The organism is Pseudorhodoferax sp. Leaf265 (genome assembly GCF_001422365.1).
GTDB lineage: Bacteria > Pseudomonadota > Gammaproteobacteria > Burkholderiales > Burkholderiaceae_C > Pseudorhodoferax.
Genome location: NZ_LMMT01000014.1, coordinates 91,570 through 114,113, shown reverse-complemented (window position 1 = coordinate 114,113; position 22,544 = coordinate 91,570). Strand labels below are relative to the sequence as shown.

The window sequence follows — 22,544 nt, the reverse complement described above, 5'->3', positions numbered from 1 at the left end:
CTGATTAGGGGCGCCAAGCCCCTTCTTATCGCGCTTTAGTTCCGGCCCCCGGTTCCGACAATGCGGCTTACCCCGAGCCACATCCATGGAATCAAGCAGCCAAGACCGCAACCTGCCCGCGTCCGAGCGCAAGCTCGAACAGGCGCGCAAGGATGGCCAGATCGCCCGCTCGCGCGACCTGGGCAACCTGGCGGTGCTGGGCGTGGGCGCCTTCGCGCTGCTGGCGCTGGCGCCCTGGATGTTCGGCCGTTTGCAGTTGGCCGTGCACCACCAGCTGCGTTTCGGGGCCGACACCCTGCTGCATCCGCTGCAGATGCTGGACCGGCTGCAGAGCATGACGCTGGCCGGACTCGTCGTGGCGCTGGCGCTGGCCGCCATCGTGCTGGTGGCCGCCGTGGGCAGCACCATTGCCGCTGGCGGCTGGGTCGTCACCACCAAGCCCATCACGCCGGACCTGAACCGGCTGAACCCGCTCAGCGGCTTCGGCAAGATGTTCAGCAAGGAAAAGGTGGTCGAGACCGGCAAGCTCCTGGCCATCACCATCGTGCTGGGCATCGTCGCCTGGCTCTACCTGAAGGGCAGCATCGAGACCGTGGCCATGATGGTGCTGCAGCCCTCGCCCCGCTCCATCGTGCTGCTGGGCGACTGGCTGACCAAGGGCGTTTCGCTGCTGCTGCTGGTGATCTTCGCGGTGGCCATGTTCGACGTGCCGATGCAGCTGTTCCTGCACAAGTCGCGGCTCAAGATGTCGCACCAGGAGGTCAAGCAAGAGCACAAGGAATCCGAGGGCAACCCGCAGCTCAAGGGCAAGCTGCGCCAGCGCGCGCGCGAGATCGCCAACCGCCGCAGCATCCAGGCCGTGCCCAAGGCCGATTTCGTGCTCATGAACCCGACCCACTTCGCCGTGGCGCTGCGCTACGACGAGAAGACCATGGCCGCGCCGCAGGTGATCGCCAAGGGCGCCGACCTGCTGGCCTTCCGCATCCGCGAGGTGGCGCAACTGCATGCCGTGCCGGTGCTGCAGTCGCCCATGCTGGCACGCGCGCTGTACGCCCATGCCGAGCTGGAGGGCGAGATCCCCTCGGCGCTGTACACGGCCGTGGCCCAGATCCTGGCCTATGTCTACCGGCTGAAGGCCGCGATGCGCGGCGATGGCCCGATGCCCGAAGAACAGCCCGAACCGTTCGTGCCGCCCGAACTCGACCCGCTGGGCAAGACGGTGGTGGCCGAAACCACAGCCACCAGCGCCGCCGACCCGGACGCGCCGCTGGATGAACTCAAGCCCGTGGAGCCGCGCTGATGCCGACCTCTCCGCAAGCCCTGCTCGCCTCGCTGCAACGCCACAGCACGCATGTGCGCGGCATCGCCGCACCGGTGCTGGTGGTGGCGATCCTCTCGCTCATGGTGCTGCCGATCCCGACATGGATGCTGGACACCTTCTTCACCATCAACATCGCGATGGCGCTGATGGTGATGATGGTGGCGGCCTACATGGTGCGGCCGCTGGATTTCTCGGCCTTCCCGGCCGTGCTGCTGCTGACCACGCTGATGCGGCTGTCGCTGAACGTGGCCACCACGCGTGTGGTGCTCATGGAAGGCCACACCGGCGCGGGTGCGGCCGGCGCGGTGATCGAGGCCTTCGGCCACTTCCTGATCGGCGGCAACTTCGCAGTCGGCCTGATCGTGTTCCTGGTGCTGGTCGTGATCAACTTCATCGTGATCACCAAGGGCGCCGAGCGCATCGCCGAGGTCTCGGCCCGCTTCACGCTGGACGCCATGCCCGGCAAGCAGATGGCGGTGGACGCCGACCTCAATGCCGGCCTCATCGACGACAAGGAGGCCAAGCGCCGCCGCGCCGAGGTGGCCGAGGAAGCCGAGTTCTTCGGCTCCATGGACGGCGCCAGCAAGTTCGTGCGTGGCGACGCCATCGCCGCCATCCTGATCCTGGTCATCAACATCGTCGGCGGCTTCGCCATCGGCATGCTGCAGCACGGCCTGTCGGCCGGCCAGGCCGCCGACAGCTACATCCTGCTGGCGGTCGGCGACGCGCTGGTGGCGCAGATTCCGGGCCTGTTGATCTCCGTGGCGGCCGCCATGGTGGTCTCGCGCGTGGGCAAGGACAAGGACATCGGCAAGCAGATCGTCGCGCAGATGTTCGACTCGCCGCGCGCGCTGGGCATCGTGGCCGGCATCCTGGCGCTGCTGGGCCTGGTGCCCAACATGCCGCACGTGGTGTTCCTGGGCGTGGCTTCGGTGCTGGGCTACCTGGCCTGGCGCATGGCCAACAAGCCCAAGGAGGGCTTGCTGGTGGCCGGCCCGCCGCCGGCACCGGCCGACAACGAAGCCAGCTGGGACGACCTGCAGCCCGTGGACCTGCTGGGGCTGGAGCTGGGCTACCGGCTCATCACGCTGGTCGACAAGACCCGCCAGGGCGACCTGCTCAACCGCATCAAGGGCGTGCGCCGCAAGTTCGCGCAGGAGGTGGGCTTCCTGCCGCCGGCCGTGCACGTGCGCGACAACCTGGAACTCAAACCCAGCGCCTACCGGATCACACTGCGCGGCGTGGTGGTCGGCGAGGGCGAGGCCTATCCGGGCATGTACCTGGCCATCAACCCGGGCGGCATCAGCACGCCCTTGATCGGCACCGCCACCACCGACCCGGCCTTCGGCCTGCCAGCCCACTGGATCGACGAGCGCCAGAAGGAAGCCGCGCAATTGGCCGGCTTTACGGTCGTTGATTCGGAGACCGTGATGGCCACCCACTTGTCACACTTGATGCAGGTGCAGGCGGCCCGTCTGCTCAGCCGCACCGAGACCCAGCAACTGGTGGAACACGTGACGCGCCTGGCTCCCAAACTGATCGAGGAAGTGGTACCGAAGATGGTGCCGCTGGCCGCGTTCCAGAAGGTGCTGCAGCTGCTGCTCGAAGAGTCCGTGCACATCCGCGACATCCGCAGCATCGTCGAATCGCTGGCCGAGCATGCCGGCAGCGTGAGCGACCCGCTGGAGTTGGCGCGCCGCGTGCGCATCGCGCTGGCCCCGGCCATCGTGCAGCAGATCTACGGCCCGACGCGCGAACTCAACGTGATCGCCATCGAACCTGCGCTCGAGCGCCTGCTGGTCCAGGCCCTGGGCAACGCCGCCGGCCCCTCGCTGGACCCGAACGTGGCCGAGCTCTTGACCAAGAACGCGGCCGACGTCGCCATGCGCCAGGAAGAGCTCGGCGTGCCGGCCTGCCTCTTGGTGCCCGACCAGATCCGCAACGCCATCTCGCGCCTGGTGCGGCGCGTCGCGCCCCGGCTGCAGGTGCTGGGGCACAGCGAAATCCCTGAAACGCATTCCATCCGTATCGGCCCCATCCTCAGAGGTGCAAATTGAACATCCAACGCTTTACCGCCGCGACCTCGCGCGAAGCCCTGGCCAAGGCCCGGATGGCATTCGGTGAGGGCACGCTGATCCTGTCCAACCGCCAGACCGCCACCGGCGTGGAGGTCATGGCCACGGCCGAAGACACCGTCGGCACGCCGCCCGAGCAGGCCGCGGCCACACCGGCCCGGCCCGCCCCGCGCCGCACGGCCATGGCCGCTGAGAAAACGCCCGTGGCCGAAGACGCCGAGCAGTTGGCCATGAGCACGCTGTCGTTCCAGGACTATGTGCGCGAGCGCATGCTGCGCCGCCGCCACGAGGCCATGGGCAGCACGGCCGCACCGGCCAAGCCCGCGGTGGCACCCCGCGCCCCCATCGCGCCCATCATCGCCAAGCCCGCCACGCTGTCCGAGCGTGCCGAGCGCGAGGTGCAGACGCTGCGCAAGCCGGCCGCCTCGGCGCAGCTCGCGCAGCTGGCCGAACGGCTCGAGGCCGCGAACGCGGCGCAGGCCGCTGTCCAGGCCAAACCGGTGGCTGCCAAGGCCACGCCGCATGCCCTGCCCTTCGTGAAGGAAGTGCTGCGCACCCGGCCGCAGTCCGGCCCCGCCGCCCCCGTGGCGGCGCCGGCCTCGCAAGGCATCGTGGACGAGCTGCAGGCCATGAAGGAGATGATCGAGGAACGCTTCAGCACGCTGGCCTGGCTGGGCCAGGCCAAGCAGGACCCGATCCAGTCCAACCTCATGCTCAAGCTGATCCGTGCCGGCTACTCGCCGAGCCTGGCGCGCGCGCTGCTGGAACGCATGCCCGCGGACTTCTCCGCGGCCGAGGCCGTGCACTGGATCATCGAGGTGCTGCAGCGCAACCTGCACACCGACGCCCAGGCTGCGCCGCTCTACACCGAAGGCGGCGTGTTCGCGCTGGTCGGCGCCACCGGCGTGGGCAAGACCACCACGGCCGCCAAGCTCGCCGCGCATTGCGTGCAGGAGCATGGCGCGGCCAGCGTGGGCCTGATCACGCTGGACACCTACCGCGTGGGCGCGCACGAGCAGCTGCGCAGCTACGGCCGCATGCTGGGCGTGGTGGCGCACCTCGCGCACGACCGGGCCGCGCTGCAGGACCTGCTGGGCCTGCTGGCCAACAAGAAGATGGTGCTGGTCGACACCACCGGCGTGGCCCCACGCGACCCGCGCAAGCAAGGCATGCTGGACATGCTGGACCTGCCCGGCGTGCAGCGGCTGCTGGTGGTCAACGCCGGCGGCCAGGGCGACCAGTTGGACGACGTGATGGGCGCCTTCAAGACCGGCGGCGTACAGCAGACCATCCTGTCCAAGGTGGACGAGGCCGTGAAGCTGGGCCCGGCGCTGGATGCCACGATCCGCCACCAGCTGCTGGTGCGCGGCATCTGCAACGGCCAGCGCGTGCCCGAGGACTTCGAGCGCGCCGATGCGGCCAAGCTGGTGGCCGCCTCCATGCGCAGCAATGTGCGCTCGGCCTACGACCCCAAGGCGGCCGACCTGAGCTTCATCTTCTCCACGGCAGGTGCGGCCCCGCTGCGTGGCGAGCGTGCCCATGCTTGATGCCTTCGCCGACCAGGGCGCCAGCCTGCGCCAGGCCCGCCCGCCCGCGCCGGCCCGGCTCATCACGCTGGTCAGCCAGGGCGAGGAGCGGTACGAGCAGGCCTTGCTGTGGCAGCTGTGCCAGGCGCTCCAGAGCTACGGCTATCCGCCCGTGGTGCTGGACGGCACCAGCCTGGAATCCCCCGCGCATCCCGGCCTGGTCGACCTCATGCAGCACACGCCCTGGGGCGCGCTGGGGGCGACCGAGGACTCCGACTGGGCCGTGATGCCCGCCGCCGTCGGCCTGCGCGCGCTGGGGCAGGCCCGGCCGCGGCCGCTGGACCTGCTCGGATCGCTGTTCCAGGGCTGCGGCGTGCTGGTGGTCTATGCCCGCGCCGAGCTGCTGATCCCGGTGCTGGCCGGCAGCGCGGCGCAGCCGGTGCTCGCCGTGGCCCCCGGCCGCCATGCGCTGCTGCGCGGCTACCGCACGCTCAAGCAATTCCAGCAGGAAGGCCGGCTGGCACCCACGCTGGTCTCGCTGATCACTTCGTCGCTCCGCAACGCGGACCAATTGGCCCGTACGACCGGCCGAAGTCTGCAAAAATGCGCCCTGACCTTCCTGGGCTGCGAGACCGACATGATCACCGTGCGCAGTGAACCGCAAGCCGAGCAACGCAGCGACGACGTGCGCCGGCTGGCGCTGCGCCTGCTCGAGAACGGCGCCGTTCCCTTCATGGCCTGAGGTGCAATTGCGCGTACGCTCCACCTCCACTGTCCACCACGCCCATCACCGCTTGCCGGCGGCGGGAGGCGACTGACATGTACACCGCCAAAGGCCAACTCGACCGCGAGCACATGATCCGGCAGTACGTGCCGCTGGTGCGCCGCCTGGCGCACCACATGATCGCCAAGCTGCCGGCGAATGTGGAGCTGGACGACCTGATCCAGGTCGGCATGATCGGCCTGTCCGAGGCGCTGACGCGCTACGAGGCGGCGCAGGGCGTGCAGTTCGAGACCTTCGCGACCCAGCGCATCCGCGGCGCCATGATCGACGAGCTGCGCGAGGGCGACTGGATGTCGCGCGGCTCGCGCAAGAGCCAGAAGGACATCGAACGCGCCGTGCAGCGCGTGGAGCAGCGCCTGGGCCGCAGCGCCAAGGAGTCCGAGATCGCTGCCGAACTCGGCATGGCGCTGGACGAGTACCAGGAGTTGCTGAACAAGGTGCGTGGCACCCAGCTCGTGTACCTGGAGGACATGGGTGGCGACGAAGACGCCGAGGGTTTTCTCGACCGCCACACCGGCGACACCGAGGCCGACCCGCTGAACCTGCTGCGCAACGAGCGCCTGCGCAGCGCGCTGGTCGAGGCCATCAAGTCGCTGCCCGAGCGCGAGCAGTACATCATGAGCATGTACTACGAGAAGGACCTCAACCTCAAGGAAATCGCCGCCGTTCTGGGCGTCACCGAATCGCGCGTGTGCCAGCTGCACAGCCAGTCCGTGGCACGGCTGCGCGCCAAGATGCGGGCGCACTGAGCGCTCGCCACAGTGCCGCGCATGCAAAGCAGAACGCCCTGCGGTGCAGGGCGTTTTTGCATGCCGGCATTGGACCCGCTCAGCGCGCCGGTGCCGAATAGATCTGCGGCGCCGCGCCGCTGAAGCCGGCCCGCCGCCCCGGCGCCTGGTAGGTCGGCTGCGTCTGCGGCAGCACCACGGCCAGGCTGCGCGCCACCACCACGGCACGGCGCGCCAGTTGGTCGCGCTGCTGCACCAGCGCACGCGCCAGTTGCGCCAGCCGCACGGCCACGGCGTCCGGCACCGGCGTGGGCTGGTCGGCCGCGGCATGGGCCAGCTGCACCAGGGCCTGCCGGAACGCCAACGCGCCGGCCTCATAGGCAGGCGCATCGCCTTGCAGCAACAAATGGGTCAGGGAATCGAGCTGCGCCTCGGCCTCGGCGAGCTGGTGGAGAAAGATGTCAGCCACCATGGCGGTGGCTCCGGTTCAGGCCGCGGCCGGGCCTCAGTGGTTGCCGGTGCCGCGCTTGGGCTGCAGCATTTCCTGCGCGTTGGCGAGCATCTTGTCGGCAATGGCTTCGGGGTTGATCTGGTAGCTGCCGTCCGCAATCGCTGCCTTGATCTCGTCGACCTTGGCCTGGTCGACGTCGCCGGCATCCGCGCGGCGCGTGGCTTCCAGCGTCTTGCCCAATGTGGAGACGCTCACCGAAGCGCCCGGCGTGGCCGCGGGCGTGCGGACAGCGGCCGCCTTCGCCTGGGCGGCGGCTTCCGTTTCTGGCCCGGGCCGCTTGGCCGGGGGGATTCCCGGGTTCGGGTCGGGCGTCTGTCCGATCTTCATTGCACTCTCCATCGCCCCTGTGAAAAGGGCATCGTGCTGATGCTATCGGCAGTTCCAGGAGCGACTTGAGGGCCGGCATGCGAATTCCTTGGCAAAACGGGGTCACATGGACAGTTCGACTGTGCGCGCATCCAGTACCGTGCCGGTCAGGATGCGGCCGTTGTCCATGCGCACACGAGCCGCCTGCCCGACCACGCCGACCGTCAGCGCCTGTCCGTCCGAACTGATCGAGAAGCCCGAGCCCTGGGCCACCACGCGCACCTGGGCGCCGGCCTGGAAGGCCAGCGGCGCGCGCACCATGGACTGGCGGATGGCCTGGCCGGGCATGTAGCTGCGCGTGGCGATCTGGCCGACCCACAGCGCCGGATCGGCCAGCACGGGCGAGCGGTCTTCGGCCCAATCGACCTCGCCCTGCTCGGCATCGTCGGCCGTCAGCACCGCGCCCTGGGCCACCGGCCCGCGCAGCATCCAGGCCGGCCCGAAGGCCTTGACCGTGATCGGCAGGAACACGCTCCAGCGCGTGGCGCCATCGACGCAGCGCAGGCCCAGCCGCGTGCGGCCCCACAGCCGGGTGTGGGGCGGCAGATACGGTTCGACCTGGGCGCAGGCCGCCAGCTTGAGCCGGCTGTCCAGCGCGCCCACGCTGACTTCCATGCGCAGCGGGCCCTTGGCGTCGGCCGGCAGCTGGGCCAGCGCCTGGTCCACCCATTGCTGGCTGATCTGTTCGTATTGCGCCCAGGCAGGGGCACACAGCGCTGCCAGCAGCGGCAGCCCGGCCTGGCACAGCCTTCGAGCAAAGCCCATGGGGATACCTCCTGCAAGCATGAATGGGACAACCGCAACTGTAGGCAGCCCACCGCCGCGCGAAGCCGCGAACTGCCCGCCAAACACGGCCCTCATCCCGGTTTCGCACGGCCGGCGGACTTCCACAATTCCCGGCACCCCCTGCTCCGCCCGCACCCCTGGCGGAGCCAACCATTGCACGAGGTGATGCCCATGTTGGACAAATTGACCGGCACGCTGGATTTCCAGGCCCGCGCCCTGCTGCTGCGCTCGGAACGCCAGCGCACCATCGCCAGCAACATCGCCAACGTGGACACCCCCGGCTTCGTGGCACGCGACTACAAGTTCGGCGACGCGCTCAAGGGCGTGATGCAGGGCGACAAGGGCTACGTGGTCTCCACCGGCCAGGCCCGCACCGCGGCCGGCCACCTGCCGTTCTCTCGCATCGGCGAGCTGTCGCACCAGAACGACCCCGAACTCGGCTACAGCGTGCAGGCCCAGCCCAACCTGGACCAGAACACGGTCGACCTGGACCGCGAGCGCGCCAACTTCGTCGACAACACCGTGCGCTACGAGGCCGCGCTGCGCTTCATCAACGGCCAGGCCAAGACCATGCTCACGGCCATCCAGGGGCAATAAGGAGCTTCGCCATGTCGATGTTCTCGATCTTCGGCGTCTCGGGCAGCGGCATCAGCGCCCAGTCGCAGCGGCTCAACGTGGTGGCCTCCAACCTGGCCAACGTCGACGCCGTGGCCGGCCCCGACGCGCAGCCCTACAAGGCGCGCCAGGTGGTGTTCCAGACCACGCTGATGGGCGCCGACAGCGCCGCCGGCGTGGCCGTGCGCCAGGTGACCGAAAGCGATGCGCCGGCGCGCAAGGTGCTGGACCCGAACCATCCGCTGGCCGACGCGGAGGGCTACGTCACGCACTCCAACGTCAACGCGGTCGAGGAGATGGTCAACATGATCTCGGCCTCGCGCTCCTATCAGAACAACGTGGAAGTCATGAACACGGCCAAGACGCTGCTGCTCAAGACACTGCAGATGGGCCAGTGAGCCCGCCCCACCTGAAAGACACACACCATGGCCATCAGCACCGACGTCCTGAACTCGCTCAACGGCACGAGCAGCACCGGCACCGGCACCACCAGCGGCACGAACAAGAACGACTCGAGCGCCCAGGCGGTGCAGGACCGTTTCCTGAAGCTGCTGGTTGCGCAGCTCAACAACCAGGACCCGATGAATCCGCTGGACAACGCGCAGATGACATCCCAGATCGCGCAGCTCAACACCGTCACAGGCATCGAGAACCTGAACTCCACTGTCAACAACGTGCTGTCGCAGATGGCCTCCATGCAGGCCCTGCAGGGTGCGGCCATGGTCGGCCACGACGTGCTGACCGAGGGCTCGGCGCTGCAGGTGACGGACAAGGTGGGCCGCGGCGGCTTCGACCTGGCCACCAATGCCGACAGCGTGAAGGTGCAGGTGCGCACCGCCGGCGGCACGCTGGTGGACACCATCGACATGGGCGGCCTGGCCGCCGGCCGCCACGCCTTCGAATGGGACGCCACCAAGTACAGCGGCAGCGAGGCCTTGACCTTCACCGTGATGCCCACGGCCAGCAAGACCGCCGTCACCGCCACCGCGCTGCAACGCAGCCGCGTCGAAGGCGTGAGCAACGACAACAACGTGCTGACGCTGCAACTGGCCGGCGGCAAGACGCTGCCCTACAGCAGCGTCAAGGCCATCCTCTGACCCCCCAACGCTTCAGGAGTCTTCCATGGGTTTCCAACAAGGCCTCTCCGGTCTGAGCGCTTCCAGCAAGAACCTGGACGTGATCGGCCACAACATCGCCAACGCCAACACCACCGGCATGAAGGCCTCGCGCGCCGAGTTCGCCGAGCTGTACGCCAACGCCATGGGCTCGGCCGGCGGCATCAACCAGGGCATCGGGGTCGAAGTGGCCACCGTGTCGCAGCAGTTCACGCAGGGCAACCTGTCGGTGACCGGCCGCTCGCTGGACGTGGCCATCAACGGCAACGGCTTCTTCCAGATCGACCAGCCCAACGGCTCGCGCGCCTACACCCGCGACGGTTCGTTCAAGCTGACCAAGGACGGCCAGATCGTCACCAACGACGGCGGCAGCCTGCTGGGCATCACCGCCACGCCGGACGGCGTGATCCCCACCGGCGGCGTGGTCGGCCCGCTGATCCTGCCGGCCGGCGGCGAGATCAAGGCCGACCGCAGCACGCAGCTGGACCTGCGCTTCAACCTGGACGCCTCGGCCACCGTGCCGACCGGCACCGCACCGGCCGCACTGGTCCCGCCGATCGAGACCTACGGCACCTCGGCCGTGGGCTACAACTCGCTGGGCACGGCCGTGCCCATCGGCATCTACTTCACCAAGACCGGCAACAACACCTGGGACGTGTGGACCTCGGTGGACGGCGGCGCCATGACCAACAGCGGCACCATGACCTTCGGCAACGACGGCGAGCTGACCTCCTCGCCCACGCTGACGGCGCTGAACCTGGCCGAGTCCGATGGCACCACCTTCCCGGTCACCTTCAACCTGGAGCGCGCCACGCAGTACGGTTCCTCGCGCTTCTCGGTGACCAAGGCGCTGACCGACGGCCAGGCCTCGGGCAAGCTCACCGCCATCAACATCGACGACAGCGGCGTGGTGCTGGGCGTGTACTCGAACGGCAAGACGCTGGCGGCCGGCCAGATCCAGCTGGCCACCTTCACCAACGAGCAGGGCCTGTCGCCCATCGGCGGCAACCTGTGGATGGCCACGCCGGCCTCGGGCCTGGAGCCCACGGCCACGGGCGTGCCGGGCACCGGCAACATCGGCGTGGTGCGCGCCGGCACGCTGGAGGACTCCAACGTCGACCTGACCAAGGAGCTCGTGAACATGATGACGGCGCAGCGCACCTACCAGGCCAACGCGCAGACCATCAAGACGCAGGACCAGGTGCTCAACACCATCCTCAACATCCGCTGAGGCTGAGCCATGGACCACATCATCTACACCGCGATGACCGGCGCCACCGCCGCTGCGGGCCGGCAGGCGGTGTTGTCCAACAACCTCGCCAACGTCTCGACCAACGGCTTCCGGGCCGAGCTGTCGACCTTCCGCTCGGTGCCGCTGAACGGCCCGGGCTCCAGCAGCCGGGTGTTCGCGCTGGAGACCACGCGCGGCCACGACAGCACGCCGGGACCGGTGCAGCGCACCGGCCGCAACCTCGATGCGATGGCCCGCGACAACGCCTGGTTCGCCGTGCAGGGGCTGGACGGCACCGAGGCCTACACGCGCGGCGGCGCCTTCGAGGTCACGGCCGCCGGCACGCTGGTGACGCCCACCGGCCTGCCGGTGCTCAGCGACGGTGGCGCGCCGATCGACGTGCCGCCCAACGCCGAGGTCACGCTGGGCTCGGACGGCAGCATCAGCGCCAAGGTGGGCAACCTGCCGCCGACCAACCTGGGCCGCCTGAAGCTGGCCACGCCCACGCCCGACGACCCGCTCAAGCGCGGCGACGACGGCCTGTTCCGCACCGGCACAGGCGACCCGCTGCCCAACGACGCCAACGCGCGCATGGCCACGGGCGCGCTGGAGGGTTCCAACGTGAACGCGGTGGAAACCATGGTCGGGATGATCCAGGTCGCCCGCCAGTTCGAAACGCAGATGCGCCTGCTGCAGCTCGCCGAGGCCGGCGACAAGAGCGCCAGCCAACTCCTGGGCGTCCAGGGCTAACAAGGAACCGCCATGATCAATTCGCTCTGGATCTCCAAGACCGGCATGGAAGCCCAGCAGACCCAGCTGGACGTCATCTCGCACAACCTGGCCAACGTCTCGACCACCGGTTTCAAGCGTTCCAACGCGGTGTTCGAAGACCTGATCTACCAGAACCTGCGCCAGGTCGGCGCCAACAACACCGAGGCCGAGCAGCTGCCCACCGGCCTGCAGCTGGGCCTGGGCGTGCGCACCGTGGCCACCAGCCGGCAGTTCTCCCAAGGCTCGCTGCAGCTGACCGACAACCACTTCGACGTGGCCATCAACGGCAACGGTTTCTTCAACATCCAGCTGCCCGACGGCACCGTGGGCTACACGCGCGACGGCAGCTTCGAGGTCGACTCGCAGGGCCGGCTGGTCACCTCCAACGGCCTGCCGGTGGCCAACGGCATCACCATCCCGCCGAACACGCTGTCGGTGAGCATCAGCGAGACCGGCACCGTGACCGTGATGCTGCCGGGCAACACCGCGCCGCAGACCGTGGGCACCATCGCCATGTCCACCTTCATCAACCCGCCGGGCCTGGAGCCGCGCGGCCAGAACATCTTCACCGAGACGGCCGCCTCGGGCCAGCCGCAGGGCGGCACGCCGGGCACCAACGGCCTGGGCATCATGCGCCAGGGCTACCTGGAGACCTCCAACGTCAACGTGGTGCAGGAACTGGTGACCATGATCCAGACGCAGCGCGCCTACGAGATGAACTCCAAGGCCGTGCAGACCTCCGACCAGATGCTGCAGAAGCTCGCACAGCTGTAGGAGCAGGCATGGCCAGAACCCTTTCCCTGCGCCCCTGGCTGCTGGCCCTGGCGGCGCTCGCGCTGGTGGGCTGCGAGACGCTGCAGCAGACGCCCAAGGTCGAGTTTCCCGACCCCGCGACCCAGCGCCCCGTGGCCATCGCGCCGCAACCCGCGCACGTGGCGACGGGCGGCCTGTACTCGCAGGTGCGCTACCGGCCCCTGTTCGAGGACCGGCGCCCGCGCATGGTCGGCGACACGCTCACCGTGCAGATCGTGGAGAACCTGAACGCCAGCCAGACCAGCACCGCCTCGGTCGACAAGTCCGGCAGCGTGAGCAGCGGCATCAGCGCCTTCCCCTTCCTGTCGGCCAACCGCCTGGGCAAGCTCAACGTCGGCGCGGAGTCCGAGAACACCTTCGCCGGCAGCGGCGGCACCAGCGCGGCCAACACCTTCAGCGGCACCATCACCACCACCGTGGTCGACGTGTTGCCCAACGGCCACTTGGCCGTGCTGGGCGAGAAGCAGATCGGCGTGAACCAGAACGTGGACGTGCTGCGCTTTTCGGGCACGGTGGACCCGCGCGCCGTGCTGCCCGGCAGCATCGTGCCCTCCACCGCCGTGGCCAACGTGCGCGTGGAGTCGCGCGGGCGCGGCCAGCAGCAAGATGCGATGGCAATTGGCTGGCTGGCGCGGTTCTTTTTGAGCGTTCTGCCGTTCTGAGGCTTCGCACAATCGCGGCAGCCCTCCTTGTCCCGAGCACTGCCATGACCTTCCTGCCACGCCTCCTGCTTTCGCTGCTCGCCGCCCTGGCGCTGCTGGCCACGCCGGCCCAGGCCATGCGGATCAAGGAGGTGGCCGCGGTGCAGGGCGTGCGCAGCAACCAGTTGACGGGCTACGGCCTGGTGGTGGGCCTGGACGGCACCGGCGACCAGACCACGCAGATGCCCTACACCACGCAGAGCCTGTCCAACTACCTGCAGCAGCAAGGCATCGTGCTGCCGGCCAACCAGGCCTCGCAGCTGCAGCTCAAGAACGTGGCGGCGGTGCTGGTCACGGCCGAGCTGCCGCCGTTCGCGCAGCCGGGCCAATCGATCGACGTCACGGTCTCCTCCATGGGCAACGCCAAGTCGCTCAAGGGCGGCACGCTGATCGTCACGCCGCTGCGCGGCGCCGACGGCGAGGTCTATGCACTGGCCCAGGGCAGTCTGGTGGTGGCCGGCGCCGGCGCCGCCGCAGGGGGCAGCAAGGTGCAGATCAACCACCTGTCGGCCGGCCGCATCCCGGCCGGCGGCCAGGTCGAGCGCAGCGTGCCCACGCCGCTGCAGGACGGCGACCACATCACGCTGGGCCTGGACGCCTCGGACTTCCAGACCGCGCGCCGCGTGGCCAGCGTCATCAACGACAAGCTGGGCCAGGGCCTGGCGCAGGCATTGGACGGCCGCACGGTGCAGGTGCGCGCGCCCACCACGCCGCATGCCCGCGTGAACTTCATCGCCGAACTGGAGGAGCTGCGCTTCGACATGGCCGTGCCATCGGCCAAGGTGGTCATCAACTCGCGCACCGGCTCCATCGTGCTGAACCAGGCCGTGACGCTGGGACCCTGCGCCATCGCGCACGGCAACCTGTCGGTCAGCATCGCCACCACGCCCGTGGTCAGCCAGCCGGCACCGTTCTCGCAGGGCCAGACGGTGGTGACGCAGCAATCGGACATCGCCGTCAAGCAGGAACCCGGCAAGCTGGTGCAGCTGCAGGGCGCGCCGCAGTTGGGCGACGTGGTGCGCGCGCTGAACGCGCTGGGTGCCACGCCGCAGGATCTGCTGGCCATCCTGCAGGCCATCAAGGCTGCCGGTGCCCTGAACGCCGAGCTGGAGGTGATCTGACATGTCCCTGTCGCCGCTGGCCACCAACAACAACGCCCTCGCGGCCGATGCGCGCTCGCTGGACGCGCTGAAGGCGCAAGCCAACAAGGACGGCGCCGGTGCCATCAAGGAGGCCGCCAAGCAGCTCGAATCGCTGTTCATGCGCGAGCTGATCAAGAGCATGCGCGACGCGACCGTCAAGTCCGGCCTGCTCGACAGCGCGCAGAGCGAGATCAGCTCCGACCTGCTGGACCAGCAGCTGTCGGTCTCCATGTCCGGCCTGCCGGGCGGGCTGTCGGCCGCCATCGAGCGCCAGCTCTCGCGCCACACCGTGGCCATGGACAACACGCGCGTGCTGCCGCCGTCCGACGACGCCGGCAAGGTCTCGCGCGCCACACCGGCCAGCGCCGGCAGCGCCAAGCACGGCTTCGTGCAGCGGCACCAGGACGCGGCCGAGCGGATCGAGCAGCAAAGCGGCATCCCGGCCAGCTACATGATCGGCCAGGCCGCGCACGAGACCGGCTGGGGCAAGCGCGAGATCAAGCACAGCGACGGCAGCAGCTCGTTCAACCTGTTCGGCATCAAGGCCGGCCCGGGCTGGACCGGCAAGGTGGCCGAGGTGACGACCACCGAATACGTCAACGGCGAGGCGCGCAAGGTCAAGGCCAAGTTCCGCGCCTACGACTCCTACGAGGACTCCTTCCGCGACTACGCGAACATGATCACCAACAGCCCGCGCTACGAGAAGGTGCTGACCAAGACGGCCTCGCCGCTGGCCTTCGCCACCGAGCTCAAGCGCGCCGGCTACGCCACCGACCCCGACTACGCGGGCAAGCTCAGCCGCGTGATCAACAGCACGCTGCAGGTGCAGCGCGCGCTGAGCGCATGAAGGCCGGCCATGGCCCCCACGCGCATCGCTTCGCGTATCGCTGCCCCCCGCGGGGGCGTTCAATGCCTTCGGGCGGCAGGGCGGCATTGACATGAGCAACATCCTCAACGTCGGGGTCCGCGCGCTGCAGGCCAACCAGGCCGCGCTGTCGACCATCGGCCACAACATCGCCAACAACGCCACCGTGGGCTACTCGCGCCAGGTGGTCAACCTGGCCACGGTGGAGGGCCAGTACACCGGTGGCGGCTACATCGGCAAGGGCGTGGAGGTCGCGTCGATCCAGCGCGTCTACGACGCCTACCTGACGCGCCAGGCGGCGCTGTCCAAGTCCGTCTCGGCCCAGGACGTGTCGCGCGCCGAGAAGCTGCTGCAGCTGGAGGATCTGTTCGGCACCGGCAAGACCGGTCTGGGGGCCTCGGTCAGCGAGATGATGAACGCGTTCTCGGACGTGGCCAGCGCTCCGACCGACCTGACGGCCCGCACCGTGGTGCTGACGCGCGCGTCGGAAACCGCCTCGCGCTTCAACGACGCCGCCACGCAGCTGGCCAACCTGCAGCGCGGACTGACCGAGGAGCTGGAGAACAGCGTGTCCACGTTGAACACGTTGATCACCGGCATCGCCGAGGTGAACCGCCAGATCCAGTCCGTCGTCGGCCTGGACCAGCCGCCCAACGACCTGCTGGACCGGCGCGACCAGCTCATCAGCGAGATGAACAAGTACGTCCAGACAACGACGCTGGAGAACAACGACGGCACCATCAGCGTGTTCGTGGCGCAGAGCCAGCCCGTGGTGCTGGGCACGCGCGCGATGGAGCTCAAGGTGGCCAACGATCCGCTGGACCCCACGCGCAGCGAACTGCGCCTGGTCAACGGCAGCACCGAGGTGAAGCTGCAGGACAGCATGCTGGGCGGCGGCTCGCTGTCGGGCCTGATGCGCTTTCAGAACGAGGACCTGACGGAAGCGCAGAACCTGCTGGGCCGCATGGCGGTGTCCATCACCACGGTCATCAACGCCCAGCACAAGCTCGGGCTGGACCTGGACGGCGAGCCCGGCGGCGATCTGTTCACGCCGATTGCCATGTCCGATGGCACCGCCTTCGCCAACAACGCGGGCAGCGCCGGCATCGGCCTCAGCGTGGCCGACCCGAGCCAGCTGCGCGCCTCGGACTACCGCGTGACGTTCACCTCGCCGACCACCTACACGGTGACGCGGCTGTCCGACGGCGTCTCGCCCGCGGTGGACCCCGGCCCGCCGCCCACCGTGGACGGCCTGGCGCTGGACATCACGGGCGCGGCCGCCACCGGCGACAGCTTCCTGCTGCGGCCCTATGCCCAGTCGGCCGGCAACATGCACACGCTGTTCGCCTCGCCGCGCGACCTGGCCGTGGCCAGCCCGGTGCAGGCCAACATGGGCACCACCAACACCGGCGGTCTGGCGGTGGGCAAGCTGGCGGCGGGATCGGTGCCGGCTCCGGCCGACGTGACCATCACCTTCACGAGCGGCACCCAGTACACGCGCTCGGACGTTCCGGGCACCTTCACCTACAGCCCAGGCACGCCCATCAGCTACGACGGCGCCAACCCCTCGGCCTGGACGCTGACGCTGACCGGCGCACCGCAGCCCGGCGATACGCTGACCGTGGGCGCCATCAACCCGGCCTACGCACCGCTGGACGCCGGCAACGCCAAGGCGCTGATGGACCTGCGCGACATGAAGCTGTTCGACGGCGCGCCGCTGACCGACGGCTATGCCGCGCTGATCGCCAACGTCGGCGTGCGCGCCCAGAGCGCGCAGTACGCGGCCGACGTGTCCAAGTCCATCGCCGACGGGCTGGAGGCCCAGCGCACCGGCGTCTCCGGCGTGAACCTGGACGAGGAGGCGGCCAAGCTGATCCAGTTCCAGCAGGCCTACCAGGCATCTGCGAAGATGCTGCAGGTCGCGCAGAGCATCTTCGACAGCCTGATCCAGACCGTGACGCGCTGAAACCATGGCCAACACCTTCACCCGCCTGGGCACCGCCAACACCTTCGACGCCGCACGCCAGACGCTGCAGACGCGCCAGTCCACGCTGGCCGACCTGCAGGCCAAGCTGACCGAAGGCAAGCGCGTGGTGCGCCCGAGCGACGACCCGACCTCGGCCGCGCAGGCCGAACGCGCGCAGACGCGCATCGCGCGCATCACGGTGGAGCAGCGCGCGCTGGAGACGCAGAAGAGCGCCATCCAGCTCGGCGAATCCACGTTGGGCGATGCCACTGCGCTGCTGCAGCAGTTTCGCGACCTGCTGGTGCAGTCCGGCGGCGGCGTCAACAGCCCGACGGAGCGCGAGACCATCGCCAAGCAGCTGGTGGGCCTGCGCGACGAACTGGTCACGCTGGCCAACCGCAAGGACGCCAATGGCCTGCCACTGTTCCACGGCCTGGGCAGCACCGCTGCGCCGTTCGAGGTCGGTGCCGACGGCACCGTGCCCGATCCCGACTACAGCTTCAACGGCCTGGCCGGCCAGGCCGGCGCCGGCGACGTGGCCATCCCGGGCACGCTGGACGGCCGCGCCACCTGGATGGACGTGCCCGAAAGCAACGGCGTGTTCAAGGTCAGCCTGGGCGCAGGCAACACCGGGCAGATGTACACCGATGTCGGCCTCGTCAAGGACGCTGCGCTGATGGGCAGCGAGGGCACGGACTTCTCGCTGAGCTTCCATGTCGACGCGGTGACCGGCGCGATGAGCTACGACGTCACCAACAACACCACCGGCGTCACCACGACGGGCCTGCCGTACAAGGAGAACCAGACCATCACGCTGGGCGGCATCTCCATGGTGGTCAAGGGCGTGCCGGCCGACGGCGACCAGCTGCAGGTCGATGCCACGGTGCCGAGCGAGCGGCCCAGCATCTTCGGTGTGCTGGACCGCGCCATCGCCGGCATGTACGAGCCTGGCAGCTCGACCAAGGGCGCGACCAGCGCCAACGCCAACTTCAACCACGAGCTGGCGATCTCGCTGGCCCAGGTGGACACCAGCCTGGAGCGCATCGGCGCCATTCGCGGCCGCGCGGGCGACCTGCTCAACCGCGCCGACCGCATCCACGACACGCAGGAAGACCGCAATGTGCAGGCCGAAGGCGACCGCTCGCGCGCCGAGGACATGGATATGATCCAGGGCCTGTCGGACTTCCAGAACCAGCAGACGAGCTACCAGGTTGCGTTGCAGACCTACGCCTCGATCCAGAAGCTCTCGCTGTTCGACTTCATCCGCTGATCGTTGGATCGGCAGCGAGGAGACATGACGCAATCCGTCGTCGGCAGCATTACCCTGGGCTACCGCCCGCTCTGGAACCAGGCCCGCGAGCTCGAGGCCGTGCAGTTGTTCGTCGAAGCTGCCCAGGGCGGCGCGATCGACGCCGTGCACCTGGTCGCCGCGCTGCAGGAACTCTCGTCCATGGCCACGCCGCAGCTGCTGCTGTCCATGCACAACAAGCGCCTGCTGTCCGACATGCTGGCGCACGCGCCGGCCGGCGACTACTGGGTCGAGGTGCGCAACGAGTGGCTGGCCGAGCCCGACATCTACGAGCGCACCAAGGCCGCCCATGCGCGTGGCGTCAAGCTGGTCTGGCGCGGCGCGATGGAGGACTGGCCGACGTGCCCGCTGCAGCCCTGCTTCTTCCTGCGCATGCTGCGCCTGGCGCCAGTGACGGCGGCCACGGCGCTGCAAGCCGATGCGGCCGGCAAACCCGGCAACAGCGTGCTCGCACCCGGCCAGATCTACGAGGACGTGCAGAGCCGCGCACTGGCCAACCTGTGCCTGGACCGGGCCGGTGCGCTGGCCATCGCGGGCTGGCCGTACGAGGACGTGCTGCATGCGCACCGCCACCAGCCCGTGGCGCCGGACGGCGAGGTGATCCGCCGCGCCGGCAAGGCGGTGGACCAGGACCAGTCGATGGAGCAGATCGAGGCCGTGGTGCGCGAGGAACCGGTGCTGGCCTACCGTTTCCTCTCCTTCACCAACTCGGCCGCCATGGCCGGGCGCGGCGGCATCGACTCCGTGCGCCATGGGCTCATGATGCTGGGCTACGGCGCACTGGGCCGCTGGCTGGCCGAGCAGGGCGCGCACGCCGCCACCGACATCGACCTGCGCCCGGTGAAGGCCCAGATGGTGCTGCGTGCGCGGCTGACCGAACACCTGCTGAACGCCGGTGCCGAAGACAGCCTGCGCCGCGAGGTCTACCTGTGCGGCCTGTTCGCCGAGCTCGACCTGCTGCTGCACGAACCGCTGGGCCAGGTGCTGAACCGGCTGCCGCTGTCCGAACGCATCTATGCCGCGGCCGTCAAGCGCACAGGCCCCTATGCCCCGGCGCTGCAGGCCGCGCGCGCCATGGAGGGCGACGACACGCCGGCGCTGCGCGCGGTCTGCCGCGCGCACGGCATCGGCGTGGAAGAGGCCAACCGGCAGTTGCTGCGGGCCCTGGTGGGCGCGCGGCGCTAGACGCCTCGGTAGGCCAGTTCGCGGGCCCGGGTGCGGCTCGCGCCTTCGAGCCGGTTGCCCTGCAGCTCCACCTGCCGCTCGCCAGGCGCCACGCGCAGGTAGATGCCGCCGGCGGGCCGGTCGTCGATGAGCAGGTTGTCGTGCAGCACGAGCCGGTTCTCGGGCCAGGGGTAGCCCTCGGCGCCGTAGGACACCATGGCCGAATTGGTGGTGGCCGGCCCCTGGCGCAGCCGGTTGTGGGTGACGTTGGCCAGGCCGCCGTTCGGCAATTCCAGCTCGTAGCTGGACTGGCCGGCATCGCTGTCGGTCAACTGGTTGCGGTGGATCTCGCTGCGCGCGGCACGGCTCTTGAGCAGGTGGCCGCCGCGGGCGTCGTGGAAGGCGCTGTCGGTCACCGTGAGTGCGGCGATGCGGCCCACATACAGGTTGTGGCTTTGCCCGTCGCCGGACCCATTGCCCTGGAACAGGCTGCGTTCGACGACCAGCTCGGCCGCACGGTCGCTTGCCGTCAGGATGCCGTTCTCGTTGTCCCTGAACCGGCAGTCCACCACGGCGAGCCGACCCTTCTCGAAGCGGATGCCGGCGCCATTGCGCGCCGCCGCGCGGGCGCCTTCGAAGTCGAAGCCCTCGACGCGGATGTCGCCGCCACGCACCACCCAGATGCCCTTGCCCTCGGCGCTGGCGCCATCGGCCAGCAGCCGCACCCGGCCCCCGACCGCGCGCAGCAGGAGCTGGCGCTGGGCCCAGATGGCGACATCGGCGCGGTACTCGCCGGCCTGCACCTCCACGGTATCGCCATCGCGCGCCACCCGCGCGGCCTCGGCGATGGTGGCGAACCGCCGGCCCGGGCCGACCTCGTGCACCACGCCCGGCCCGGCCGCCCGCGCGCCGACCGCCGCACCGCACGCCAGCGCCGCGCAGAACCGGCGCCGCGCCAGGCCCTTCATGCCAGGGCCCCGCGCGCATCGACGCGCAGCAATTCCTCCACCCGGCCCTGCAGCAGCCCGCCGCGCACGCCCACGAGCATGTCGTGCAGGTTCACGGTCGGGTCGCAATGGCCCGGGACGAGCCAGACCGTCTGCCCCAGCTCCGGCAGGGGCTGGCCTTCGTCGGCATGCAGCAGTCCGTGCTCGTCGCCGCCGTTGCCATAGCGCCAGACCAGCCCGCCCTCGGGCCGGTGCACCACCGGCAGGCCCGAATCGATGGCATGGCTCTTGTGCCCGGCATCGCACACCGCGTGCCGCGGGCCGCGGCTCATGACCTGTGACTTCACGAACAGCGCATGCTCGAACACCGGCTGGTCCGCCTCGGCGTCGTTGCCGGCGTAGTCCGCGTCCATGAACAGAAACGAGCCGGATTGCAGCTCGCCGTAGATGCCGCTCGCGGCCTCGTGCAGCATGCTGCCCGTGCCGGCACCCGTCACCAGCGGCACGGCCAGCCCGACCTGGGCGAAGGCATCGAGCGTGTCGCGCACGAGCAGCAGCACCGCGGCGATGGCGGCCCGACGGTCGTCGGCGCTGCGCAGGTGCTGGGCCTTGCCGTGGTAGGCCTGCAGGCCGGCGAAGCGCAGCGCCGGCACGGCCGCGATGCGCTTGCCCAGTTGCGCCGCAGCGGGGCCGGGCGGCTGGCCGCAGCGGCCCTGGCCCACATCGATCTCGACGAACACGTCGATCGCAGACTGCGCACCGGCCAGCGCGGCGGCGAGCCGGTCCACGCCCTCGTCGCTGTCCACGGCGATCGCCAGCCGGCCGCCGCGCTGCTGCAGCGTGCGCGCCAGCTGCGCCACGCGCGCGAGCTTGGCCGGCGCGAGCACCTCGTTGCTGATGTACAGGTCCTGCACACCGGCGGCGGCCAGCGCCTCGGCTTCGGCCGTCTTCTGCACGCAGGCCCCCGCGGCCCCGGCCGCCACCAGGCGCTGCGCCAGCGCGGCGCACTTGTGCATCTTGGCGTGCGGCCGCCAGCGCACGCCATGCACGCGCGCAAACGCGGCCATGCGCGCGATGTTGCGCTCCATGGCGTCCAGGTCCAGCACCAGTGCAGGCGTGTCGATGGCGTCCACTGCGTCGCCGATCCATGCGATCGGGGTCATGCGCTGATCTCGTCCAGCGCAGCGCCGTCGTCCAGGTGCGCGGTGTCGGCCCAGCCGACCAGCGTCAGGGCTTCGGGTGTCCACAGCAGGCGGTTGATGGCGGCATTGCCCAGCGCCCAGGTGCGCGGCGCCTGCAGTTCCTGGCCGGTGGCGGCGCGGTACAGCACGTCCATCACACCGCCGTGGCCGACCAGCACGATCTGGCCGCCCGCATGGCGCGCCGCCAGCCGGTTCAGCGTGCCGACGATGCGTTCGCGAAAGCGCAGCAGCGACTCGCCGCCCGCAGGTTCGAAAGCCGGGTCGCGCTTGCGCCAGAGCAGGGCCTGGTCCGGCCAGTCGGCTTCGATCTCGGCGAAGGTCCGGCCTTCGAACGTGCCGAACGCGCGCTCGCGCAGGCCCACGTCGGCCATCACCGGCAGGCCGACCCGGTCGGCCACAGCCTGCGCGGTCTGGTGCGCGCGGCCCAGGTCGCTGGCATAGATGGCCGACAGTTCCTCGCCGGCCAATGCCGCACCAACGCGGCGCGCCTGCCAGCGCCCGGTGTCGTTGAGCGGAATGTCCAGATGGCCCTGGATGCGGGTGTCCACGTTCCAGGCGGTTTCGCCGTGGCGGATGGCAATGATGCGGGTGGCGTCCATGCGGAAT

Annotated in this window: 23 protein-coding genes; 17 read left to right on the top strand and 6 right to left on the bottom strand. The window is 69.7% G+C overall.

The genetic code is table 11. From position 1 onward, the window contains the following. Positions 1–85 precede the first annotated feature (85 nt). From ASF45_RS15425 to ASF45_RS15405, 5 genes are all read left to right on the top strand, one after another. Positions 86–1,300, top strand: coding sequence for a flagellar biosynthesis protein FlhB (locus tag ASF45_RS15425; RefSeq protein WP_056664054.1), 1,215 nt, complete (start codon positions 86–88; stop codon positions 1,298–1,300). Then, complete coding sequence (gene flhA / locus ASF45_RS15420) at positions 1,300–3,378, top strand: flagellar biosynthesis protein FlhA (protein ID WP_056664050.1); 2,079 nt, start codon at positions 1,300–1,302, stop codon at positions 3,376–3,378. Before ASF45_RS15425 ends, flhA begins: the two co-directional genes overlap by 1 nt. Beyond that, complete coding sequence (flhF, locus tag ASF45_RS15415; RefSeq protein WP_056664046.1) at positions 3,375–4,943, top strand: flagellar biosynthesis protein FlhF; 1,569 nt, start codon at positions 3,375–3,377, stop codon at positions 4,941–4,943. The genes flhA and flhF overlap by 4 nt, the downstream gene beginning before the upstream one ends. Next, positions 4,936–5,664: a hypothetical protein gene (locus tag ASF45_RS15410; protein WP_056664041.1), complete on the top strand. Its 729-nt coding sequence runs from the start codon at positions 4,936–4,938 to the stop codon at positions 5,662–5,664. The genes flhF and ASF45_RS15410 overlap by 8 nt, the downstream gene beginning before the upstream one ends. A 77-nt stretch (positions 5,665–5,741) precedes the next feature. Then, positions 5,742–6,455: an RNA polymerase sigma factor FliA gene (locus ASF45_RS15405; RefSeq protein WP_056664038.1), complete on the top strand. Its 714-nt coding sequence runs from the start codon at positions 5,742–5,744 to the stop codon at positions 6,453–6,455. 79 nt (positions 6,456–6,534) lie between these two features. On the opposite strand, the gene ASF45_RS15400 is transcribed toward ASF45_RS15405, so the two are convergent. The 3 genes from ASF45_RS15400 to flgA form a co-directional block, all read right to left on the bottom strand. Continuing rightward, complete coding sequence (locus ASF45_RS15400; RefSeq protein ID WP_056664036.1) at positions 6,535–6,906, bottom strand: hypothetical protein; 372 nt, start codon at positions 6,904–6,906, stop codon at positions 6,535–6,537. Between the two features lie 33 nt (positions 6,907–6,939). After that, positions 6,940–7,272 carry a flagellar biosynthesis anti-sigma factor FlgM gene (flgM, locus tag ASF45_RS15395; protein ID WP_056664033.1) on the bottom strand — a complete coding sequence of 111 codons (333 nt, stop codon included), beginning with the start codon at positions 7,270–7,272 and terminating at the stop codon, positions 6,940–6,942. A gap of 102 nt (positions 7,273–7,374) precedes the next feature. Then, positions 7,375–8,076 carry a flagellar basal body P-ring formation chaperone FlgA gene (gene flgA, locus ASF45_RS15390; RefSeq protein ID WP_235580927.1) on the bottom strand — a complete coding sequence of 234 codons (702 nt, stop codon included), beginning with the start codon at positions 8,074–8,076 and terminating at the stop codon, positions 7,375–7,377. Between the two features lie 192 nt (positions 8,077–8,268). Between flgA and flgB the strand changes: the two genes are divergently transcribed. The 12 genes from flgB (at position 8,269) to ASF45_RS15330 (ending at position 19,810) form a co-directional block, all read left to right on the top strand. Continuing rightward, positions 8,269–8,694 carry a flagellar basal body rod protein FlgB gene (gene flgB, locus ASF45_RS15385; RefSeq protein WP_056664085.1) on the top strand — a complete coding sequence of 142 codons (426 nt, stop codon included), beginning with the start codon at positions 8,269–8,271 and terminating at the stop codon, positions 8,692–8,694. A gap of 11 nt (positions 8,695–8,705) precedes the next feature. Next, on the top strand, positions 8,706–9,110 hold the full coding sequence (gene flgC / locus ASF45_RS15380; RefSeq protein ID WP_056664028.1) for a flagellar basal body rod protein FlgC: 405 nt from the start codon (positions 8,706–8,708) through the stop codon (positions 9,108–9,110). A 27-nt stretch (positions 9,111–9,137) separates the two neighbouring features. Next, positions 9,138–9,809 (top strand): flagellar hook assembly protein FlgD, encoded by a 672-nt coding sequence (locus tag ASF45_RS15375; RefSeq protein ID WP_056664025.1) that lies wholly within the window; start codon positions 9,138–9,140, stop codon positions 9,807–9,809. A gap of 25 nt (positions 9,810–9,834) precedes the next feature. Next, positions 9,835–11,058 (top strand): flagellar hook protein FlgE, encoded by a 1,224-nt coding sequence (gene flgE, locus ASF45_RS15370; protein ID WP_056664022.1) that lies wholly within the window; start codon positions 9,835–9,837, stop codon positions 11,056–11,058. A 9-nt stretch (positions 11,059–11,067) separates the two neighbouring features. Continuing rightward, positions 11,068–11,808, top strand: a complete 741-nt coding sequence (locus tag ASF45_RS15365) for a flagellar basal body rod protein FlgF (RefSeq protein WP_056664018.1) — start codon at positions 11,068–11,070, stop codon at positions 11,806–11,808. Positions 11,809–11,820: 12 nt separating this feature from the next. Continuing rightward, positions 11,821–12,603, top strand: coding sequence for a flagellar basal-body rod protein FlgG (gene flgG, locus ASF45_RS15360; RefSeq protein ID WP_056664016.1), 783 nt, complete (start codon positions 11,821–11,823; stop codon positions 12,601–12,603). An 8-nt stretch (positions 12,604–12,611) separates the two neighbouring features. Further along, entirely contained in the window at positions 12,612–13,304 is a 693-nt protein-coding gene (locus ASF45_RS15355; protein WP_056664012.1) for a flagellar basal body L-ring protein FlgH, read from the top strand. A gap of 44 nt (positions 13,305–13,348) precedes the next feature. Further along, positions 13,349–14,464, top strand: coding sequence for a flagellar basal body P-ring protein FlgI (locus tag ASF45_RS15350; RefSeq protein WP_056664009.1), 1,116 nt, complete (start codon positions 13,349–13,351; stop codon positions 14,462–14,464). A 1-nt stretch (position 14,465) separates the two neighbouring features. Further along, on the top strand, positions 14,466–15,332 hold the full coding sequence (gene flgJ / locus ASF45_RS15345) for a flagellar assembly peptidoglycan hydrolase FlgJ (RefSeq protein ID WP_056664005.1): 867 nt from the start codon (positions 14,466–14,468) through the stop codon (positions 15,330–15,332). A 91-nt stretch (positions 15,333–15,423) separates the two neighbouring features. Beyond that, positions 15,424–17,316, top strand: coding sequence for a flagellar hook-associated protein FlgK (gene flgK / locus ASF45_RS15340; protein WP_056664001.1), 1,893 nt, complete (start codon positions 15,424–15,426; stop codon positions 17,314–17,316). 4 nt (positions 17,317–17,320) lie between these two features. Continuing rightward, on the top strand, positions 17,321–18,586 hold the full coding sequence (flgL, locus tag ASF45_RS15335; protein WP_056663998.1) for a flagellar hook-associated protein FlgL: 1,266 nt from the start codon (positions 17,321–17,323) through the stop codon (positions 18,584–18,586). A 24-nt stretch (positions 18,587–18,610) separates the two neighbouring features. Continuing rightward, positions 18,611–19,810 carry an HDOD domain-containing protein gene (locus ASF45_RS15330; protein ID WP_056663996.1) on the top strand — a complete coding sequence of 400 codons (1,200 nt, stop codon included), beginning with the start codon at positions 18,611–18,613 and terminating at the stop codon, positions 19,808–19,810. Here the strand turns inward: ASF45_RS15330 and ASF45_RS15325 are convergent. Genes ASF45_RS15325 through ASF45_RS15315 form a run of 3 tightly spaced genes read right to left on the bottom strand, consistent with a single transcriptional unit; the run spans position 19,807 to position 22,537 of the window. Then, on the bottom strand, positions 19,807–20,757 hold the full coding sequence (locus tag ASF45_RS15325) for a hypothetical protein (protein WP_056663993.1): 951 nt from the start codon (positions 20,755–20,757) through the stop codon (positions 19,807–19,809). The two genes, ASF45_RS15330 and ASF45_RS15325, sit on opposite strands and share 4 nt — an antisense overlap. After that, entirely contained in the window at positions 20,754–21,899 is a 1,146-nt protein-coding gene (locus ASF45_RS15320) for a DSD1 family PLP-dependent enzyme (protein WP_056663992.1), read from the bottom strand. The genes ASF45_RS15325 and ASF45_RS15320 overlap by 4 nt, the downstream gene beginning before the upstream one ends. Then, positions 21,896–22,537 carry a histidine phosphatase family protein gene (locus ASF45_RS15315; protein WP_056663989.1) on the bottom strand — a complete coding sequence of 214 codons (642 nt, stop codon included), beginning with the start codon at positions 22,535–22,537 and terminating at the stop codon, positions 21,896–21,898. The genes ASF45_RS15320 and ASF45_RS15315 overlap by 4 nt, the downstream gene beginning before the upstream one ends. Between the last annotated feature and the right edge of the window lie 7 nt (positions 22,538–22,544).

Bases quoted from the DNA above. Each gene is read 5' to 3' on its own strand.
- flgE (WP_056664022.1), top strand. From the start codon at position 9,835: ATGGGTTTCCAACAAGGCCTCTCCGGTCTGAGCGCTTCCAGCAAGAAC.
- ASF45_RS15320 (WP_056663992.1), bottom strand. From the start codon at position 21,899: ATGACCCCGATCGCATGGATCGGCGACGCAGTGGACGCCATCGACACG.
- ASF45_RS15315 (WP_056663989.1), bottom strand. From the start codon at position 22,537: ATGGACGCCACCCGCATCATTGCCATCCGCCACGGCGAAACCGCCTGG.
- flgM (WP_056664033.1), bottom strand. From the start codon at position 7,272: ATGAAGATCGGACAGACGCCCGACCCGAACCCGGGAATCCCCCCGGCC.
- flgK (WP_056664001.1), top strand. From the start codon at position 15,424: ATGAGCAACATCCTCAACGTCGGGGTCCGCGCGCTGCAGGCCAACCAG.
- ASF45_RS15365 (WP_056664018.1), top strand. From the start codon at position 11,068: ATGGACCACATCATCTACACCGCGATGACCGGCGCCACCGCCGCTGCG.
- ASF45_RS15325 (WP_056663993.1), bottom strand. From the start codon at position 20,757: ATGAAGGGCCTGGCGCGGCGCCGGTTCTGCGCGGCGCTGGCGTGCGGT.
- ASF45_RS15355 (WP_056664012.1), top strand. From the start codon at position 12,612: ATGGCCAGAACCCTTTCCCTGCGCCCCTGGCTGCTGGCCCTGGCGGCG.
- flgA (WP_235580927.1), bottom strand. From the start codon at position 8,076: ATGGGCTTTGCTCGAAGGCTGTGCCAGGCCGGGCTGCCGCTGCTGGCA.
- ASF45_RS15425 (WP_056664054.1), top strand. From the start codon at position 86: ATGGAATCAAGCAGCCAAGACCGCAACCTGCCCGCGTCCGAGCGCAAG.
- ASF45_RS15375 (WP_056664025.1), top strand. From the start codon at position 9,138: ATGGCCATCAGCACCGACGTCCTGAACTCGCTCAACGGCACGAGCAGC.
- flgG (WP_056664016.1), top strand. From the start codon at position 11,821: ATGATCAATTCGCTCTGGATCTCCAAGACCGGCATGGAAGCCCAGCAG.
- flgB (WP_056664085.1), top strand. From the start codon at position 8,269: ATGTTGGACAAATTGACCGGCACGCTGGATTTCCAGGCCCGCGCCCTG.
- ASF45_RS15410 (WP_056664041.1), top strand. From the start codon at position 4,936: ATGCTTGATGCCTTCGCCGACCAGGGCGCCAGCCTGCGCCAGGCCCGC.
- flhA (WP_056664050.1), top strand. From the start codon at position 1,300: ATGCCGACCTCTCCGCAAGCCCTGCTCGCCTCGCTGCAACGCCACAGC.
- flgL (WP_056663998.1), top strand. From the start codon at position 17,321: ATGGCCAACACCTTCACCCGCCTGGGCACCGCCAACACCTTCGACGCC.
- ASF45_RS15405 (WP_056664038.1), top strand. From the start codon at position 5,742: ATGTACACCGCCAAAGGCCAACTCGACCGCGAGCACATGATCCGGCAG.
- ASF45_RS15350 (WP_056664009.1), top strand. From the start codon at position 13,349: ATGACCTTCCTGCCACGCCTCCTGCTTTCGCTGCTCGCCGCCCTGGCG.
- ASF45_RS15330 (WP_056663996.1), top strand. From the start codon at position 18,611: ATGACGCAATCCGTCGTCGGCAGCATTACCCTGGGCTACCGCCCGCTC.
- flgJ (WP_056664005.1), top strand. From the start codon at position 14,466: ATGTCCCTGTCGCCGCTGGCCACCAACAACAACGCCCTCGCGGCCGAT.
- ASF45_RS15400 (WP_056664036.1), bottom strand. From the start codon at position 6,906: ATGGTGGCTGACATCTTTCTCCACCAGCTCGCCGAGGCCGAGGCGCAG.
- flgC (WP_056664028.1), top strand. From the start codon at position 8,706: ATGTCGATGTTCTCGATCTTCGGCGTCTCGGGCAGCGGCATCAGCGCC.